General features: G+C 71.9%; 14 protein-coding genes, 1 tRNA gene and 2 pseudogenes. 7 read left to right on the forward strand and 10 right to left on the reverse strand.

The genetic code is table 11. From position 1 onward, the window contains the following. Positions 1-13 precede the first annotated feature (13 nt). The 3 genes from ACZ7D7_RS13975 to ACZ7D7_RS13985 form a co-directional block, all read right to left on the reverse strand. Complete coding sequence (locus ACZ7D7_RS13975) at positions 14-745, reverse strand: nucleotidyltransferase family protein (RefSeq protein WP_470824386.1); 732 nt, start codon at positions 743-745, stop codon at positions 14-16. A gap of 73 nt (positions 746-818) precedes the next feature. Beyond that, positions 819-1,271 (reverse strand): hypothetical protein, encoded by a 453-nt coding sequence (locus ACZ7D7_RS13980; RefSeq protein ID WP_470824387.1) that lies wholly within the window; start codon positions 1,269-1,271, stop codon positions 819-821. Between the two features lie 211 nt (positions 1,272-1,482). After that, positions 1,483-2,571, reverse strand: coding sequence for an ABC transporter ATP-binding protein (locus ACZ7D7_RS13985; protein WP_470824388.1), 1,089 nt, complete (start codon positions 2,569-2,571; stop codon positions 1,483-1,485). A 342-nt stretch (positions 2,572-2,913) separates the two neighbouring features. Here ACZ7D7_RS13985 and ACZ7D7_RS13990 point away from each other — a divergent pair. From ACZ7D7_RS13990 to ACZ7D7_RS14005, 4 genes and pseudogenes are all read left to right on the forward strand, one after another. Beyond that, positions 2,914-2,986: transfer RNA gene (locus ACZ7D7_RS13990), tRNA-Thr, on the forward strand. Between the two features lie 385 nt (positions 2,987-3,371). Continuing rightward, positions 3,372-3,983 carry an NADPH-dependent FMN reductase gene (locus ACZ7D7_RS13995; protein WP_470824390.1) on the forward strand — a complete coding sequence of 204 codons (612 nt, stop codon included), beginning with the start codon at positions 3,372-3,374 and terminating at the stop codon, positions 3,981-3,983. Positions 3,984-4,091: 108 nt separating this feature from the next. Next, a pseudogene (locus ACZ7D7_RS14000) lies at positions 4,092-4,537 on the forward strand (thioesterase II family protein); the annotation flags it as partial. Between the two features lie 191 nt (positions 4,538-4,728). Next, a complete protein-coding gene (locus tag ACZ7D7_RS14005) occupies positions 4,729-6,963 on the forward strand; it encodes a BTAD domain-containing putative transcriptional regulator (RefSeq protein WP_470824391.1) in 2,235 nt (744 codons plus the stop codon). A gap of 194 nt (positions 6,964-7,157) precedes the next feature. Here the strand turns inward: ACZ7D7_RS14005 and ACZ7D7_RS14010 are convergent. The 3 genes and pseudogenes from ACZ7D7_RS14010 to ACZ7D7_RS14020 all read right to left on the reverse strand — a co-directional run. After that, a pseudogene (locus ACZ7D7_RS14010) lies at positions 7,158-8,480 on the reverse strand (BTAD domain-containing putative transcriptional regulator); the annotation flags it as partial. Positions 8,481-8,492: 12 nt separating this feature from the next. Beyond that, a complete protein-coding gene (locus tag ACZ7D7_RS14015) occupies positions 8,493-8,903 on the reverse strand; it encodes an AfsR/SARP family transcriptional regulator (protein ID WP_470824392.1) in 411 nt (136 codons plus the stop codon). Between the two features lie 110 nt (positions 8,904-9,013). Continuing rightward, the gene (locus ACZ7D7_RS14020; protein ID WP_470824393.1) at positions 9,014-10,615 is read right to left on the reverse strand and encodes an aspartate aminotransferase family protein; all 1,602 of its coding nucleotides are present in this window, start codon (positions 10,613-10,615) and stop codon (positions 9,014-9,016) included. A gap of 287 nt (positions 10,616-10,902) precedes the next feature. Between ACZ7D7_RS14020 and ACZ7D7_RS14025 the strand changes: the two genes are divergently transcribed. Both ACZ7D7_RS14025 and ACZ7D7_RS14030 read left to right on the forward strand, forming a co-directional pair. Beyond that, entirely contained in the window at positions 10,903-11,367 is a 465-nt protein-coding gene (locus tag ACZ7D7_RS14025) for a flavin reductase family protein (protein ID WP_470824394.1), read from the forward strand. A gap of 164 nt (positions 11,368-11,531) precedes the next feature. Continuing rightward, the gene (locus ACZ7D7_RS14030) at positions 11,532-12,422 is read left to right on the forward strand and encodes an NAD(P)-dependent oxidoreductase (protein ID WP_470824396.1); all 891 of its coding nucleotides are present in this window, start codon (positions 11,532-11,534) and stop codon (positions 12,420-12,422) included. A 229-nt stretch (positions 12,423-12,651) separates the two neighbouring features. Here the strand turns inward: ACZ7D7_RS14030 and ACZ7D7_RS14035 are convergent, their stop codons facing one another. Next, complete coding sequence (locus tag ACZ7D7_RS14035; protein ID WP_470824398.1) at positions 12,652-13,827, reverse strand: acyl-CoA dehydrogenase family protein; 1,176 nt, start codon at positions 13,825-13,827, stop codon at positions 12,652-12,654. A gap of 249 nt (positions 13,828-14,076) precedes the next feature. Between ACZ7D7_RS14035 and ACZ7D7_RS14040 the strand changes: the two genes are divergently transcribed. After that, complete coding sequence (locus tag ACZ7D7_RS14040; RefSeq protein WP_470824400.1) at positions 14,077-14,658, forward strand: maleylpyruvate isomerase N-terminal domain-containing protein; 582 nt, start codon at positions 14,077-14,079, stop codon at positions 14,656-14,658. A gap of 67 nt (positions 14,659-14,725) precedes the next feature. Here ACZ7D7_RS14040 and ACZ7D7_RS14045 read toward each other — a convergent pair whose 3' ends face one another. The 3 genes from ACZ7D7_RS14045 to ACZ7D7_RS14055 all read right to left on the reverse strand — a co-directional run bounded on the left by ACZ7D7_RS14045 (position 14,726) and on the right by ACZ7D7_RS14055 (position 17,070). Continuing rightward, complete coding sequence (locus ACZ7D7_RS14045) at positions 14,726-15,154, reverse strand: YybH family protein (RefSeq protein ID WP_470824402.1); 429 nt, start codon at positions 15,152-15,154, stop codon at positions 14,726-14,728. Positions 15,155-15,223: 69 nt separating this feature from the next. Beyond that, a complete protein-coding gene (locus ACZ7D7_RS14050) occupies positions 15,224-16,654 on the reverse strand; it encodes a flavin monoamine oxidase family protein (RefSeq protein WP_470824403.1) in 1,431 nt (476 codons plus the stop codon). Further along, complete coding sequence (locus tag ACZ7D7_RS14055; RefSeq protein WP_470824404.1) at positions 16,651-17,070, reverse strand: YybH family protein; 420 nt, start codon at positions 17,068-17,070, stop codon at positions 16,651-16,653. The genes ACZ7D7_RS14050 and ACZ7D7_RS14055 overlap by 4 nt, the downstream gene beginning before the upstream one ends. Between the last annotated feature and the right edge of the window lie 148 nt (positions 17,071-17,218).

Raw genomic sequence — 17,218 nt, forward strand, 5'->3', positions numbered from 1 at the left:
CGGGGGGTCGGCGTCAACGGCCCTGGGCCGCAAGCTCCTTCGCCGCCTCCGTCAGGTCCTTCGCGGTGTCGATCGCCCGCCAGTAGGAGCCCTGCGGGATCGGGAACCCGGACAGCCGGCGCTCGCGGGCCAGCCGCGGGAACGTGGTGCGCTCGTGGTCGCCGCGCGCCGGGAGCAGGTCGGCGAAGCCCGGGGAGAAGACGTACACGCCCGCGTTGATCTCGAACGTGGACGGCGGCGCCTCGATGAAGTCCGTGATGTGGCCGAAGCCGTCCGTCTGCACGGCGCCCCACGGCAGCCGCGGGCGGGCCAGCGCGAGCGTGGCGACGGCGTCCCGCTCGGTGTGGAAGTCGGCCATGTCGCGCAGCGAGAAGCGCGTCCAGATGTCGCCGTTGGTGGCGTACCACGGCTTGTCCGGGTGGGGGAGGTGCGCGGCGGCGTACTTGAGGCCGCCGCCGCGGCCGAGGGGCTCGGTCTCCACGACGGTGGTGACGGAGACCGGCAGGTCGGTGGAGTCCAGCCACTTCTGGAGGACTTCGGCGAGGTGGCCGCAGGAGACCACCACGTCGGTCACGCCTTCCTCGGCGAGCCAGTTGAGCTGATGGCCGATGATCGGCGTCCCCGTGCCGGGGATCTCGACCATCGGCTTGGGCCGGTCGTCGGTGTAGGGACGCAGCCGGGAACCCTGACCACCGGCCAGGACGACGGCTTGGACGGGGCGGGACGCAGCGCTCGGATCGGTCATGACCGAACTTTACGTGGCGTCCCGCCGGCCGCCGCGGGACAGGCCCTCGGGGAGGGGGAAGGTGCCGTGCGGCTCAGCGGTGTGCCGCGGCGACCCCCGTGGCGAAGGAGGTGTCGCAGACCGGGCGGGCGTACGACTGGGCGCGGGCCGGGCCGTAGACGCGGACCGCGGCCTTGCCCAGCGCGCGGGCGATCGACGAGCAGTGCCGGGCCAGCGACGGGCGGCCGTTGACGGCCTGCTGGAGGTGGGTGAGGGCGACGCCCGGGTTCTCCTCCTGCAGTTCGGCGAGCAGCTTGTCGCGCAGCACGTCCTGCGGGGCGCGGCTCACGGCGCGGGTGGTCCCGGCCACGGAGGCGTCCGCGGCGGTGAGCACCGGGCTCGAGGAATTCCCCGACCAGTTGACTCGGGTGACCGCGAGGGTCCCGGAGAGCACCAGGACGACGGGCAGAACGAGGGCGAGGGTGCGGCCGATCCGTCGGGCGGGGCCCCGGCCGCGTCGCGTCTGTTGGGTAGTGGAGTGCTTCACGCGTGTGAGGGTAGCGTCCAGTAATGATTTGGAGACATTTAGTCACCGGTTCGGGGGATGAGGGGCCGCCCCGATGTGGGTAGTGGGTTGACGCACACTGCTCGAAATCACCCGTTGTGCCGGGGTATTCGTCGAACGAGAAGGGCCCCGCAGCAGCCTGCGGGGCCCTTCTTCCGAGTTGTCCGGCGCCTTGCGCGCGCCGTGCGCCGCGTCAGTCGGACAGGCGCGCACCCGTGGAGGTGGAGAACACGTGGGTCTCGCCGGCGCGCGGGACGACGTGCAGCGTGCTGCCCTTCTCCGGGACGTCACGGCCGCCGACGCGGACGACGAGGTCCTTCGTCTCGCCGCCGACGCTGGCGGTGCCGTAGACGAAGGCGTCGGAGCCGAGCTCCTCGACCACGTTCACGACGACCGCGACGCCCTGGTCGGAGTCGGCGCCGGCGACGTCGAAGTGCTCGGGGCGGACGCCGACGGTGACCGTCTTGTCGGAGGTGGCGGCGAGCGCGTCACGCTGCACCGGCACGACCGAGTTGCCGAACTTCACGCCGCCGTCGGTGATTGGCACCTCGACGAGGTTCATCGCGGGGGAGCCGATGAAGCCGGCGACGAAGAGGTTCGCGGGCCGGTCGTACATGTTGCGCGGGGTGTCGACCTGCTGGAGCAGACCGTCCTTGAGGACCGCCACGCGGTCGCCCATCGTCAGGGCCTCGACCTGGTCGTGGGTGACGTAGACGGTCGTGATGCCCAGGCGGCGCTGCAGCGAGGCGATCTGCGTACGCGTCGAGACACGGAGCTTGGCGTCCAGGTTGGACAGCGGCTCGTCCATGAGGAAGACCTGCGGCTCACGCACGATGGCGCGGCCCATCGCGACACGCTGGCGCTGACCGCCGGAGAGCGCCTTCGGCTTGCGGTCGAGGTACTCGGTGAGGTCGAGGATCTTCGCGGCCTCCTCGACCTTCTGCCGGATCTCCGCCTTGTTGACGCCGGCGATCTTGAGCGCGAAGCCCATGTTGTCGGCGACCGACATGTGCGGGTAGAGGGCGTAGTTCTGGAACACCATGGCGATGTCCCGGTCCTTCGGCGGCAGGTGCGTGACGTCGCGCTCACCGATGCGGATGGCGCCGCCGTTGACGTCCTCGAGGCCGGCGAGCATGCGCAGGGAGGTGGACTTGCCGCAACCGGACGGGCCGACCAGGACGAGGAACTCGCCGTCCGCGATCTCGATGTCCAGGGCGTCGACGGCGGGCTTGGTGGAACCCGGGTAGATCCGGGTCGCCTTGTCGAACGTGACTGTGGCCATGGTGAATGGGCCCCCTTCTACCGGCAGGAACGTGCCGGACGATCCGTTGTAGGAAGGTGGTGCCACGACGGGTGATTCCGTTGTGGTGCAGTCCACGTGCGTGAACTGGCTCAGGACGGTACCTGGCGTTCACCTGGTCTGTCAGTAGTTCGTGGTGTGTGAACTTTCCCCGAAATTTTTCGCCCGCCGCGGTCCCCGCGCCCCGCGCGCCCTGCCCCCGCTCCTCGCGCCCCGTGCTCCCGCCCCGCGCGGGGCTCCCGGCCGGGGAACTTCGTGGCCCGGCGAAACGGGCTCTGTGTACAGTGGAGCAGCCTCCGTGCCGGGCCGCGACGCCCGCACGGCGCCTCCTTAGCTCAGCTGGTAGAGCACCGCTCTTGTAAAGCGAAGGTCGTCGGTTCGAGTCCGACAGGGGGCTCAGGGAAACACCAGGTCAGAGCCTGTGTGAGCATGAGGAAGGCCCTCCGTGGAGATCACGGAGGGCCTTCCTCATGCTCGGGCAGCGCGCGGTACGAGGGCGATGGGGGCGTCTGCTTCGGCCTTGTCGAACTGCGGCAGGACGGAGGTGCAGGGCCTCGGTCCAGGGGTGGAGGCCGGGGTGGGAGAAGGCGTCCGGCGCAGGCGCCCACGCGAGGCCGCGGTCGGCGCCGCAGGCGAGGGCCGAACCGGCTGTGGCTCGCGGACATCACCGAGCACGCAACCGTAAGCGGAACCGTAAGGAGACCCGAGGGGGATCCGAAGGTGCGTGCCGCACAGTGGGAAGCGTGCGTGGGAACGGCGGGGTGGGGCCGAGGGGGCTTGTGATGAATGGCGAGGACCGGCTGCGGCTGGTGATCCTGGTCGGCGCGGCGCGGGAGAGCCGCTTCGGACTGGCGGCGGCCGAATGGCTCGCAGTCCAGGCCCGGCTCCAGAAGGACTTCGAGGTCGACGTCATCGACCTCGCCACCGCCTGGCTGCCGGACCTGATGACCGCCGACCCCGTCGTGCCGCGGCCCTCCGCGGTGCGAGACCTCTCGCCGTGGCTCGCCACCGCCGACGCCTTCGCCGTGGTGACCCAGGACTACCGCCTGGGCTGTCCGGCTTCCCTCAGGAACGCCATCGACTGGTACGACCGCGAATGGCACGCCAAGCCCGTCGGCTTCCTCAGCTACGGCGAGGCGTCGGGCGGACTGGGCGCCATCGTCCAGCTGCGGCAGGCCTTCGCCGAGATCCACGCCATGACGGTCACCGAGACCGTCAGTTTCCACCACCACGAGAAGCGCTGGGGCCCCGCGGGCCAACTGCTCGACTCGGCGGTCTGCCAGGCGCAGGCCACCGCCATGCTCGGACGGCTCGGCTGGTGGGCCCGGGCCCTGCGGCGCGCCCGCGCCATCGAGCCCTACGAGGACCCGGCCCACGTGTATGCGGAGGAGTGACAGCACATGGACACCAGGTGGTTCCGGCGGTTCGGTGAGCCGCCGGCCCAGGCGCCCCGGCTGCTCTGTTTCCCGCACGCCGACGGAGCGGCCGGCGCCTACGCGCCGATGGCCCGCCGACTGTCCCTGAAGGTCGACGTGGTAGCCGTCCGGTATCCGGGCCGCCGGCCGACGGCATCCTCGACCTCGCCACCCGGATAGCCGACGGGATGGACCTCGACGACCCGAGGCCCTTCGCCTCCTTCGGCCACAGCATGGGAGCCCTCGTCGCCTTCGAGACCGCGCGCGTCCTGCACAGCCGGTCCGCCCAGGCTCCCGTCCGTCTCTTCCTGTCCATCCGCGGGGCGCCCGGACCCGACCACAACCCGCACGACCGGCTCGTGGACGACGCGACCATCCTCGCCGCGGTCCGGAACCTCGGAGGCACCGACGCCTCGTTCCTGAACGATCCCGAGCTGCGGGACATGGTGCTCCCGACGCTGCGCGCCGACTACGGAGCACTGGCCGGGTACCGCTGGACCGCAGGCCCCGCGCTGAACAGCCCCCTCACGTGCTCGTGGGCGACTCCAACCCGGTCGTACCGGTCGCGTCGGTGGACGGCTGGGCACGACAGACGCGACAGGACAACGAAGTCCTGGTCCTCGCCGGGGGCACTTCTATCTGAGCGAGCGGCTGGACGAGGTGCACGCGATCGTCACCAGCCGCTTGACGACACTGAGTGGGGGAAGCAGTGGAATTCCGGATCTTGGGCCCGTTGGAAGCGTCGGCGGGCGGACGGAAGCTGGCGCTGGGCGGACACAAGCAGCGAGCGGTGCTGGGGATGCTGCTGCTGCGCGCGAACCGGGTCGTCGCGACCAGCGAACTGCTGGCAGCGCTGTGGCCCGACGACAACCGGCCCACGACGGCCCGCAAGATCGTGCAGAACGCGGTGTGGGGTCTGCGCGCGCTGTTCGCCGAGGACACCAGGGGCCAGCACCCGGCCGCACCCACCCTCGTCACCCAGGCCCCCGGCTACGTCCTGCGCGTGGACCCCGAGCACGTCGATCTGCACCGCTTCAACCAGCGGGTGGCGGAAGGCCGGGCCTGCCTCTCCGTCGGCCGCCACGAGGAGGCCGCCGGTCTACTGCGCGCCGCCCTCGACGAATGGCACGGCACCGCGCTCGCCGACCTCGCCGAGACGGGCACCGACTGGCCCGAGCTGACCGCCCTGAGCCAGCTGCGCCTCGACGTCATGGAGGACCGCTTCGAGGCCGAGCTGCGCAGCGGCCGGCACCACGAGATCCTCGGCGAACTGGTCTCCCTCGCCGAGGAGGAGCCGCTGCGCGAACGGCTCTGCGGCCAGCTCATGCTCGCGCTGTACCGGTGCGGCCGGCAGGCCGAGGCGCTGGACGTCTTCAGCCGGGTCCGCCGGTCCCTCGTCGACGAGCACGGACTGGAACCGTCGCGCGAACTCCAGTCGCTCCAGCAGAACATCCTCACCCACGACCTGTCCCTGACGCCCAGGGCCGCCGCCGCGCCGGAACGCGAAGCGCCCCGGCACAGCCCGGTCCCGCGGCCCGCCGACCGGCCGGCCGCGTTCGAGCGGGAGCCGGAGCGGCGGCCGGGCGACCGGTCCGGTGTGTTCGAGCGGGCGCCGCAGCAGCGGCCCGCCGGCCTTCCCGCGCACCGCCTGACGACCGATACGCCGCAGGCGGGCGCCCCACGCGGACGGGCGGCCGAGCCGGTCCTGCGCACCGAGCGCAGGACGGTCGCGCTGCTGCTGGTGCGCACCCGCTTCCCCGACCAGGCCACGGCCTTCGCCGAACTGCGCTCGTCCGTCACCCTGCACGACGCCGTCACCGCCGTCGCCGAGAGCGTCGTCGAACTCGGCGGCACCCTCGCCGGATCGCTCGGCTACGTCTCGATGGCGGTGTTCGGGCTGGACGACGACGGGAGCGACGCCTCCTGCGACGCGGTGCTGGCGGCCATCGAGCTGCGCGCCCGGCTGAGCCAGGTGCCCGGACCGACCTGGCACGCGGTCGTCTCCGCCGGCGAGGTGCTGGTCCGCCGGGACACGCAGGGCGAACTCACGTCCGTGTCCGTCGTCGGGCGGCTGGTCGACGAGGCGCGCTCGCTGCTCGCCGGCGTCCCCGCCGGGGAGATCCAGCTCACCGGCGACGCCGTGCGCGACACCGCCGGACTCGTCCGGCAGGCCCCGCACGAGCGGCCCGGCGTGCGCGTGGTGGCCGGACTGCGGTCCGACGACGACGCCGCGCTGCCCGCCCCGCCCGGCGGTCACGGTGCCGAACGCGCGGTGCTGAAGGGCCTGATGGACCGCACCCGCCGGCATGACGTGCCGCACCTGGTGACCATCCTGGGCGAACAGGGCACCGGCAAGACGCGCTTCCTCACCGATTTCGTCCGCGACATCCAGGGCGAGGCGGCGCGCGTGGTACGGGTACGGGCCGACCGGGGCGCCTGGTGGACCGTGCCCGACCTGCTGCGGCTGTGCTGCGGTCTGGGCGCCGCCGACGCGGAGAGCGACCGGCTCGCCGAGGTCGTCCGCAGGGTCGCCGGCCGCGGCACGACCGCCGAACGGCTGCTGCGGCAGATCCGCGCGGTTCAGGAGTGCGGCGCCGAGGACGGCGACACGGACCGCAAGGAGCGCGAGGCGCTGGAGAGCTGGCGCGAACTTCTGGTGCTGCTCGCCCGGGAACAGCCGCTGGTGCTGTGCGTCGACGACGCCCACCTCGCCGAGGACGCCGTGCTGGACCTGCTGGAGTGGCTGGCCTCCGAACCGCAGGACGCGCCCCTGTTCATGGTCGCATGCGCCCGGCCGGCCCTGCTGGAACGGCGGCCCTTCTGGGGCGCCGGACTGCGCCACACCGGAACCCTCACCCTGGAGGGCATGCCCGGCCCGACCAACCACGCGCTCGGCGCGGGCTGGGTACGCGAACCCACCGTCCATCAGCCGTCGGGCGGGCATACGTCGGGGCGGTGAGCGCCGGCACCGTGGGTGGGGCGCCGGGCGGGCGGTGAGTGGCCTGCACGGGTACCCCGGGCGCGGCGCCGGGCGTGCCGGCTTGGTCACACGGCGTGCTGCTCCCGTCCGATGGGCCCATCCGGGCGGCATGGTGCTCCCGGCCGGTGGGTTCTTCCGGGCGGGAGCACCACGCCGCCCGGTCCGACTCGGTCTTACCGGTGTGAGGTGCTGCCGGTGCCAACGGCCGCGCGGTGATCGCTCAGCGGGGGGAGTGGGGGGAGTGCGCCGAAGCGGGTGGGGTCGCCGCCCGGGCCCGGTTCGGTGGCGAGGACCTGCCAGCGGGCGGGGGAGGTGGCCACCCGGCGGTAGTCGAAGCGGTGCTGGGTCGCGCGTCGCGTGACGTCGCACACGTGGACCTCGCCCGCCGGGGTGCGGCCCAGCATCGCCTCGCACTGGTCGACGAGGTCGCCGCCGGTCCACGGCCGGCCGGTGCCCGGTGCCGGTGCGGGCGATCGGTACACCAGGGCCGTGCCGGTGGCGACCGCGGCGTGCACGGACAGGCCCTGGACCAGCGCGGTGGGCGGGCCGAGCGGGGAACCGGGGGTGGTGAGGAAGTCCCGGACGGCCACCGCGGCCCGGATGGCGCGCTCGGCGCCGCCCTCCGGCACATGCCGGTCTCCCACGAACAGCCCGAGCAGCACGGAGCCGATCGAGGTCGCCACCATGCCGCCCGCCTCGGTGACCTCCTCCCGCGCGAACTCGCACACGCTGTCGAGGGCGCGGTCGACGTCGTCGGCTGACATGCCGTCGTACGAGCCGGTGCAGAAGCCGATCCGCAGCATCAGCACACTGCCGGGCCGTTGGCTCTCCGTGCCGGTCTGCTCGATGTGCCCGCCCCTCTCGGCCTCGGCGCGCGCGGCGATGCCGGAGGGCGTGGACGGTGCGGTGGGTGCGGCCACCGGGCGGGGCCGGGTGCCGGCGGTGTCCGGGGCGGCAGCCGGCCCGGCCGGGGCGTGGGCGTCGTGTCCGGACCGAATCCGGGCCGCGGGTCTCGCCCGGTCGTGGTGCTCGTCGGCGGGGCCTCCGGGCCCGGCGGCGCGTGGCACGGGCCGCGTCGGGCGGCCGTCGGCGCGGCCCGGCACGGCCGGGGTGGTGGCGGGGGGCAGGGGGCGGTCGGTGCGCGGCCGGGCGAGGAGGTCCAGCCGGGGGTCCTGGGCGAGGATGGAGCGCTGGAGCTGCTGGATGCCCCGGCAGGGTTCGAGCCCGAGGCCCTCGACGAGGGCGGCGTGGATACGGGTGTACACGCCGAGCGCGTCGGCCTGGCGCCCGCACCGGTACAGCGCCAGCATCAGCTGCTGCGCGGCGCGCTCACGGAGCGGTTCGGCGCGGACGAACCCGTCCAGGTCCCGCAGTATGGACTGGTGTTCGCCACATTGGAGTTCGACTTCGAAGCAGTCCTCCATCACGTCGAGCCGCTTCTGCTCAAGAGCTAACAGCTCCGGCCACTCCAGCCCCACCTCGGCCAGATCCGCGAGCGCCGGCCCGCGCTACAGGGCCAGCGACTTGCGCAGCGCGCTCCGGGCCCGCTCCGCGTCACCGGCCGACAGGGCCGCCCGGCCCTGCGCCGCCAGCCGCTGGAACCGCAGCAGGTCCACGTGTTCGGCGGGCACCCGCACCATGTATCCCGGCGCCCGGGTCAGCAGCTGCGCCGTGTCCGGTTCGTCGTTCGGCACGGTCAGCGACCGGCGCAGCCGCCACACCGCGTTCTGAAGGATCTTGCGCGCGGTGCCGGGCACCTGGTCGGCCGGCCACAGCGCCGCCGTCAGCTGCCGCGCGGACACCACCTGGTTGGCGTGCAGCAGCAGATAGGCCAGGGCCGCGCGCTGCCGTGTGCCGCCGAGCCGGACCGGTCCGGCCGTACTTCCCACTTCGAGTGGTCCCAGCAGTCGGAACTCCATGTGTCTCCCCCGTCGTCCGCGCCGGCGGCCAACGCGCGCCGGCGGTGCTGTGCGGGCCGGATGGCCCCAGGTGGGACAACGTCCGGCCGCGCATGTTTGTTCTCGCCGGGTCAGCCGGTGGCCGCTCCCGCCAGACGCGCGCCGTCACCGTCGCGCAGCAGCTCGCAGATGTCCCGCAGGCCGGCCCCCAGCCGGGCGATCTCCTCGTCGGCCAGCTCGATCGACGGCTCGAACCGCAGGGTGTTGACCGCGCTGGCCGTCGGGAAGGTCCGCACCCGGTGCTCGCGCAGCAGATGACCGGCCAGGAAGTATCCGAACAGGCCGGATCCGGCCAGCCCGCGCACCGCCTCCGACGCCGCGTCCGACTGGTCGTGGAACTCCAGGCCCAGCATCAGCCCCTTGCCGCGGACCTCCTTGACCTGCTCGGGGAAGTCGTCGCGGACCGACTCCAGCATGGCCCGCAGGGCCGCGCCGCGTTCCTCGGCCCGGCGGTAGGCGGCCCCGCCGTCGGCCTCCAGCAGCTCCAGGACCTTCAGCGCGATCGTGCAGGAGAAGCTGTCCTTGGCGAAGGTCGAGCTGTGCACGATCTCGAACTCCCGCCGGTAGCGGGCCTCGCGCACCAGCATCACCGAGGTCTTGGCGATGCCGCCGCCGAGCGTCTTGGCCAGCGTGTAGTAGTCGCCGCGCAGGCCCACCTGCGACGAGGCCAGCAGGGTGCCGGTGCGGCCCATGCCGCTCTGGATCTCGTCGACGAGGACCGGGCAGTCGATCTCCTCGCAGAAGCGCTGGATCGCCTCGGCGAACTCCGCGGTCAGCACGTGGATGCCGCCCTCGCCCTGGACGGGCTCCAGCAGGAAGGCGCAGAACACCGGGAACTCCCGCTCCACGACGTCCACCTGCCCGTCGGCGACGATGAGTTCGAAGACGACACCGCGGTCGCGCTCGTGGATCTCCTTCAGCGCCTCGGGCCGGTCCCACGGCACGAAGCGCGCCTGCGCGGCCAGTGACCGGAACGGGATGCGGTAGGCCTCGTTGTGGGTCAGCTGCACACTCGTGCCGAGCTTGCCGTGGAAGCCGCCCTCCAGGGCGAGGAACAGCGGCGGGCGCTCCAGCTGAGCGGTGTTGTGCTCCGCGAGGCGGCGCTCCAGCTCGGCGAGCGCCGCGGCCGGTCCCTCCGCGGCGCCGACGCCGAACCCTCGCAGCACCCGGTCGGCGACGACGGCGCCGCCGGCGACGGCGTCCCGCGCCGAGCGCGCGGACCGCTCCAGCTCCTCGCCGAGCGCGGCGATGCGCATACCCCGGTCCATCTCGGCGTGCTTGACGGCCGCCTCGACGGCCTCGGCGCCGGTGTTGGCGAAGATGGCGAAGTACGGCTCGTCGGTGCCGAGTTCGCGGTGGACGATGCGGTTCAGCTCGGACGCGAGGCGGTTGGCGTAGGGGTGGCGGGAGAACTGGGCGTGCACGGGGGTCCCGGCCTCCAGCAGCTCCCGGGCGCACCGGACGATCTCCGGATGGTTGTGGCCGAGCAGCACCGACCCGTAGCCGCCGGCGAAATCGGTGATCGCGATCTCGTCACCGTCCGCACCGCGCTGGTACAGCGTGTTCCCGTTGGAGCGCACGTACTCGACGGCCAGACCGGCCATGCCCAGCACTTCGCGGAGATACGGTTCGGCGAGTTCCGGCCCTTCGGCCGCGGAATTGTTGGTGTTCATGAGCACAGATTGCGCCATTCGGGTCAACGGCCGGTCATTGCCAGCTCATAAGCACCGCACAGGCGGGCGGGAGCAGGCGATTACCGGCCGATGAGGAGCCTTCGAAAACGTGGCGGTACGTTGACGAACGCGGGCCCTGGTTCGCCAACGGCAGGGCCTGAGCGTGCCCCGCGAAAAGGATCGGAGAATACGGAATGAATTCCGCGCCCGCGGACGTCGACGCAGTCACCGCGCTCCCCAGCCCGCCAGCCCACGACGCGGTGACCCCCGCGGTTCTAAGATCCGTGATGTCGCGGTTCGCCACCGGAGTCACCGTGATCACCGTGGGCGGCGAGCACCTGCACGCGATGACCGCCAACGCCTTCAGTTCGGTGTCCCTGGAACCGCCGTCGGTGCTGTGCAGTGTGGGACACAATGCGGTGATGCACGGGGCCCTGACCTCGGCGGGCCGGTTCGCCGTCAACATACTCGACGTCGGACAGGAACCGCTGGCCCGGCACTTCGCCGACAAGAACCGCACCCTGGGCGCCGCCCAGTTCGACGGCGTCCCGTGGACGCCGGGCGAGCGGACGGGCGCCCCGCTGCTGGGCGGCTCGCTGGCCTGGCTGGAATGCGAACTCACCGCCGCGCACGAGTTCGGTGACCACACCATCTTCATCGGCACCGTGATCGGAGCGGGCCAGTTCACCGAGGGCCGTGGACTGCTGTTCGTCGACGGCCGATTCGGTCGCCCCGAATTGTCCGCGCGCTGATCCGCCGCCTGCCGGAGGCCGGGAAAAGGCGGCAAGGCGATCCGATGACCCGTTCATGACCGCGATGAGATCAGCGAATGCCGTGACCGTGAACTGTTCGTTCCCCGCCCCTGCTTTCATGGCACGTCTGTAAAGGCACCACGGAGTGGGAATTGGAGTTGTACATGACCAGAGATGACCGTTCACCGGTGACCGTCATCGGCCTCGGGCTGATGGGCCAGGCGCTGGCCTCCGCCTTCCTGAAGGGCGGTCACCCGACCACCGTCTGGAACAGGTCCGCCGACAAGGCGGCGGACCTGGTCGCCGGGGGAGCCGTGCTCGCCGGCAGCCCGGACGAGGCGGTCACGGCCGCCGAGCTGATCGTGGTCTGCGTGTCCGACGACGACGTGCTGCACGCCGTACTGGACCCGGTGGCCGAGAAGCTGCGCGGCCGCGTGGTGGTCAACCTGAGCTCCGGCTCCTCGGACCAGGCGCGGGCCAACGCCGCGTGGTCCGCGGACCGGGGTTTCAGGTACCTCGACGGCGCCATCATGACCGTACCGGCCGGCGTCGGGGCCCCGGAGTCGGTGTTCTTCTACGCCGGCCCCAAGGAGGCCTACGACCGCAACGCCGAAGCGCTGGCCCTGCTCGGCGGCGGCACCACCTACCTCGGTGAGGACCACGCCCTGGCGCCGCTGTACGACGTGGCGCTGCTCGGCATGATGTGGGGGACGCTCAACAGCTTCCTGCACGGTGCCGCGCTGCTCGCCACGGCGGACGTCAAGGCGTCGGAGTTCCTGCCCTGGGCGACCAAGTGGGTGGACACCGTCAAGATGTTCGCCACGGACTACGCCGGGCAGATCGACGCCGGTGACGGCGCCTACCCCGCCCGGGACGCGACCATGGAGGTGCACGCCGGCGCGCTGAAGCACCTGCTGCACGAGAGCGAGTCGCAGGGCGTCAACGCCGAACTGCCGCGGTTCGTCGACGGGTTGATGCAGCGCACCATCGCCGCGGGCTTCGGCAAGAACAGCTACGCCGGCATGATCGAGCTCTTCCGCACTCCGGAGAAGTAGTGAAGTAGACGAGCCACCCGAATACCGAAGGGCCCGGACCGGTTTCCCCCACCGCTCCGGGCCCTTCGTGCGTGTCGCTCGCGGGTCCTGTGCATCCACCTGCACCTTCGCCTCCGTCCGGAGACGGCGGCGGCGGCCCGCACGACCTCGTCGGTCGCGCGGGCCGCCGCCGGCCGGGGGCCGCCGCACCGGCCCCCTCACACAGAGGTCGGTGGGGTGCGAGCGGGCCTCACAGGAAGTACGTGCCGGGTTCCAGACCCATCAGCACCCGGCCCTGCACCTCCAGGTTGGCGCCCAGCTGCACCAGGGCGTGCAGCGAGAAGCCCTGGATGTCGCGGTGGAAGCGCTGGAGGTCCACGTCGGAGCGGATCACCGAACCGCCGCTGGCCGCGTACAGCGTCTCGACCGCCTCCTTGGCCAGCTGGCCCGCGTAGGCCGTCTGGCCGCGGATGACGGCCTTCTCCGCGTCGGTCGGCTGCTCGCCCGCGTCGGCCGCCCGCTGGAGCACCTCCAGCCAGCGCTCCGACAGGGCACGCGCCGCCTCGATCTTGTTGGCGGCGATCGCCAGCTGCTGCTGGGTGGGCGGGTGCTCGCGCTGGTCCGTCCAGTCCGTGTAGGTGATGCCGCGGCCCGGCACCCGCTCCAGGAACAGCTCGTACGCGCCCTCGGCGATGCCGACGAGGGTCGCGGCCACGCTGGACAGGATGTAGCCGAGCAGCCCGTAGTTGCGGCCGGTCGCCCCGGTGTTGGAGCGGTCACCGGTCGCGCTGACCATGGCCTCCTCCAGCGGCACGGTGCGGTGCGCCGGCACGAACAGGCCGGCGGCCTTCACCGTGCCGCTGCCGGTGCCCGCGCCGGACGTGGCGTGCCAGTCGTCCTCCAGGGCCAGCTCGGCCGTCGGCACCAGCGCGACCAGCTCCTGGTGCGTCCCGTCCGGCTGCTCCACCAGCGCGGCCAGCAGGTCCCAGTCGGCCCCGCGGACACCGGAGTTGTACCGCCAGGTGCCGTCCAGCCGGTACCCGCCGTCGACCGGCTTGAGCGTGCCGCTCGGCGCGAACACGATCGACACCCGCGTCGAACCGGAGGTGAAGACCTCCTCCTGCGCCCGGTCGGGGTAGAGGCTGACCGCCCAGGCGCTGGTCAGCCACACCATCGTCAGCCAGCCGGTCGACGGGCAGCCGCGGGCGACCTCGGAGATGATCCGCGCCTGCTGCGCGGCGTCCAGGTCGAGACCGCCGTACGTCCTCGGCACCGAGGAGCGGAAGACCCCGGCCTTCTCCAGGAGCTGGATGTTCTCCTCGACGATCCAGCGCCGCTGCTCGCTCTCCTGCCCGTTGCGACGCAGCGTCGGCACGGCGGCACGCACGCCGTCGAGCACGGAGGCGAGTTCTTCTTCGGTGGCCATGGGACTTCTCCTCGTCGCACGGGATTCAAAACGGCGCGGGTCACGCTGTGCGTTCACGCTATGCCGGATGATTCGCGGAACGGAAAACCCGTGATCTCATCCCGGTAATGCGTGCGGAACCCGACGGGAGCCTGCCGGGACCGAGGCGAGGACAGCCGATTACCCGTCGATTACCGATCGATTGCTGCCGGATTGACGGGCGGTGGGCGGGCTTTTCGGCGGCCCGGTTCCGTCTGGCACTATGAGCGCATGAATGAGCCTTGGGACGCCCTTGTTTCCGCCGCCGCCGAGGACAGCGCGGCACTTATCGAGAAATGTGCCGGGGACTGGTCCCGGCCCGCCGGTGAACTGACCTGGAGCTGTACGCAGACCGTCGACCACCTCTCCCAGGCGGTGTACGGCTACGCGGCGCTGCTCATCGCCCGGCCGACCGACCGCTATGTGGCGCTGCGGGTCGCCATGGACCCCTCGGCACCCGCCGACGAGATCGCGGAGAGCGTCCGGATCGGCGCCACCCTGCTCGCCCAGACCGTGCGCACCACGGACCCCGCGGCCCGGGCGTGGCACCCCTGGGGTCCGGGCGACGCCAGCGCGTTCGCCGCCGCCGGCGTCCTGGAACTCCTCGTGCACAGCCGGGACATCGCCCTGGGCTTCGGCATCGAGGCCACCGCCCCGGACGACGAACTGTGCGCGCCCGTCGTCGACCGCCTGTTCCCCGGAGCGCCGAGCGGCCACCGGCCCGCCGACACCCTCCTGTGGTGCGCGGGCCGGATCGCGCTGCCCGGACTGCCCCGGCGGACGGACTGGCGCTGGTACGGCGAGACGCGCTGACCGGCCGCCGCCGGACATGCGAACGCCCCCCGGGCCGGGGGGCGTTCGCATGCCGCGTTCGGCGTGGTCACTCGGCGGCCACCAGGCCCGTCGAGGCCACCGGCCGGTCGATGGCCATCATCCAGCGGCCGTCCTCGACACGGCGCAGCACATCGGTGCAGATGCCCTCCAGGTGGACCGGCTCGCCGTCCTTGCCCACGGTGTCGATGCTGTACCGGACGCCGACCAGGGCCACGTCGCCGGCCACGTACGAGTGTGTCAGCTCCGCCTTCAGCGAGGGCTTCGCGGCCAGGAACTCCTTGAACCACGCCAGCCGCGCCGCCCCGGTGAGGGGTTCGCCGGAGAAGTTGGAGATGGCGTCCTCGCGGTAGAGGCTGTCGAATATCGCCCCGTCGCCGGTGTTGAACGCCTGGAGGAAGACCTCGTTCTGGGTGTCCGGGTCGTCGGTGAGGTCAGGGTTGTTCGGGTCGAAGTCGGTGCTGAAGTCGTAGGCCATGGTGTACCGGCCCGCCTCTCTGTGAAGGATGACTGGGACGTGCAGGGTCGTGGGACTCGAAACGCTCGGTCACTCCAGGCCGAGGGTCTGCCGGGCGGCGCGCAGACCCGACTCGACCGCCCCGTCCAGGAAGCCCGACCAGCCGTTCGCCACGTCACCGCTCGCGAAGGCGACACGGCCGCTGGTGTTGTGGATGGACGGGTACAGCGAGGTGAGCTGGCCCGGCTTGCGGAAGGCCCAGCCGCCGCGCGCGTAGGGGTCACGGCCCCAGTCGTGCGCCCGCACCTCGATGATGTCCAGCTCGGCGCCCAGCTGCCGGACAGCACTGGTGACCTGGGCCTTGTCGGCGGGGTTGAGGGTCGGGTCGGTGCTGAAGGCCACGTACAGCAGGCCCTGGCTCGTCTCCTTGAAGGGCATGAGCATGGGGATCGGCGAACCGCCCTCGGCGCCCTGCGCGGAGAACTTCCCGGCGCCGGCCTTCGCGTGGATGAACATCTTGTACGCGTTCGGCACCGCGATGCCCTGGGAGCCGGCCGTGGTGTGTGCCGCCGGCAGCGACGGGGAGAACTTGATGGTGGGCCAGACGTTGACCGGTACGGCCACGACCGCGTTGGTCGCGCTGTAGCGCACCCCCGACTTCAGCGTCACGTACACCAGCGAACCGGTGTCGGTGACCGACGCGACCGGGGAGTTCAGCCGCAGCACCGGCTTGGCCTCGGCCAGCATGGCGTTGAGCAGCCCGGACGTGCCGTTTGCCATGCGCCAGCGCTGGGTGTCGGCCCAGCCCTGGTTGCTCCAGCCCGCCAGCGACCACCAGTGCGACAGCATGGTGAGCGCGCCCTGCGTGCTGGACCCGCCCGAGTAGATCGCCGTCTGCCCGTTGACCAGCAGCTCCTCCTCGGCGGTGAGGCCGAGCTGGTTGAGCCGGTCGCGCAGCGACAGCCGGTCCAGGCTCGCCAGGAGGTCCGACCGGTACAGCGGCTCGAAGGGCCGCTCGAAGTACTGGCGCGACCCGTCGAAGAGCCGCTCCAGCACCGCGCCCGTGCGGTTGAAGGCGTCCTCCGGGGTGAACTCCTTCGGACCGGAGGGCGTCGGCAGGAGGACCCGGTCCACCGGGTGCTCCTCCGCCAGGGCGATGTTGTACCGCTTCAGTTCGGCGGCGATGTGCGGCTGGGTGGTCTCCACCCAGGTGCCGCCCATCTCCACCTGGTGACCCCCGAAGGTGTCGACGTAGGTGCGGCCGCCGATGCGGCCACGCGCCTCCAGGAGCAGCACCCGCTTGCCGCGAGCCCGCAGTTCACGGGTGGCCGTGATCCCCGCGAACCCCGCTCCGATCACGATGACGTCGTACGGCCCCTCCTCGGCCGCCCGCGCCGGGGCGGCGGCGAGCACGGGGGCCGCCGCCAGAGCAGCCGAACCGCCGATCGCCTTGAGCAGGGTCCGACGCGAGGGGCGCCGCGACGTCGCGGCCTTGGCGGTGGTGTCGTTTAGGTGTCTCATGTCTTCCACAAGGATGTTGGGTGCGCGTCTGACGACGGCCCGACGGATGGGATGCGGGGGCGGGAAGCGGGGGGAACGGGAGGACGGCGAGAGGCGGGGGGACCGTCCGGGCCGGACTGCTCCTGGCCGTACGGGTCGTCGACGGCGTACCGCCAGATGCCGTCCTCGCCGAGGCGCAGCACGTCCACGCCGGTGCCCGTCAGGTGCTCCGGCTTGCCGTCGTCGTCGACCGTGTCGATCTCCCAGTCGACGATCAGCAGCGCCGTGTCACCGGTCACGAAGATCTGCCGCGTCTTGGTGCTGATCTTCGGGCCACGGGCCAGGAACGCCCGCTGGTACTCCCGGCGCGCGTCACCGGTCAGCGGCTGGCCCGGCTCCCAGACGGCGACGGCCTCGTCCGTGTAAAAGAAGTCCATGGCTTCGAAGTCGCCGCGTTGAACGCATCGACATATTGCGAGGTGTGCTTTTCCACGGTCTCGTGCAGCTGTGACATGAGAACTGTCGACCTGCCTTCTCGTTGTCGGCGCTCGGGTAATTTCCGATACGGAAGATATTCGAGGCCGT

The sequence above is a fragment of the Streptomyces sp. NPDC037054 genome (genome assembly GCF_055606745.1).

Excerpts from the sequence above, each read along its gene's own strand:
- ACZ7D7_RS14040 (WP_470824400.1), top strand. The coding sequence starts at position 14,077 with ATGAATGAGCCTTGGGACGCCCTTGTTTCCGCCGCCGCCGAGGACAGC.
- ACZ7D7_RS14045 (WP_470824402.1), bottom strand. The coding sequence starts at position 15,154 with ATGGCCTACGACTTCAGCACCGACTTCGACCCGAACAACCCTGACCTC.
- ACZ7D7_RS13995 (WP_470824390.1), top strand. The coding sequence starts at position 3,372 with ATGAATGGCGAGGACCGGCTGCGGCTGGTGATCCTGGTCGGCGCGGCG.
- ACZ7D7_RS14020 (WP_470824393.1), bottom strand. The coding sequence starts at position 10,615 with ATGAACACCAACAATTCCGCGGCCGAAGGGCCGGAACTCGCCGAACCG.
- ACZ7D7_RS14050 (WP_470824403.1), bottom strand. The coding sequence starts at position 16,654 with ATGAGACACCTAAACGACACCACCGCCAAGGCCGCGACGTCGCGGCGC.
- ACZ7D7_RS13985 (WP_470824388.1), bottom strand. The coding sequence starts at position 2,571 with ATGGCCACAGTCACGTTCGACAAGGCGACCCGGATCTACCCGGGTTCC.
- ACZ7D7_RS14015 (WP_470824392.1), bottom strand. The coding sequence starts at position 8,903 with ATGGAGTTCCGACTGCTGGGACCACTCGAAGTGGGAAGTACGGCCGGA.
- ACZ7D7_RS13975 (WP_470824386.1), bottom strand. The coding sequence starts at position 745 with ATGACCGATCCGAGCGCTGCGTCCCGCCCCGTCCAAGCCGTCGTCCTG.
- ACZ7D7_RS14030 (WP_470824396.1), top strand. The coding sequence starts at position 11,532 with ATGACCAGAGATGACCGTTCACCGGTGACCGTCATCGGCCTCGGGCTG.
- ACZ7D7_RS14035 (WP_470824398.1), bottom strand. The coding sequence starts at position 13,827 with ATGGCCACCGAAGAAGAACTCGCCTCCGTGCTCGACGGCGTGCGTGCC.
- ACZ7D7_RS14055 (WP_470824404.1), bottom strand. The coding sequence starts at position 17,070 with ATGGACTTCTTTTACACGGACGAGGCCGTCGCCGTCTGGGAGCCGGGC.
- ACZ7D7_RS14025 (WP_470824394.1), top strand. The coding sequence starts at position 10,903 with ATGTCGCGGTTCGCCACCGGAGTCACCGTGATCACCGTGGGCGGCGAG.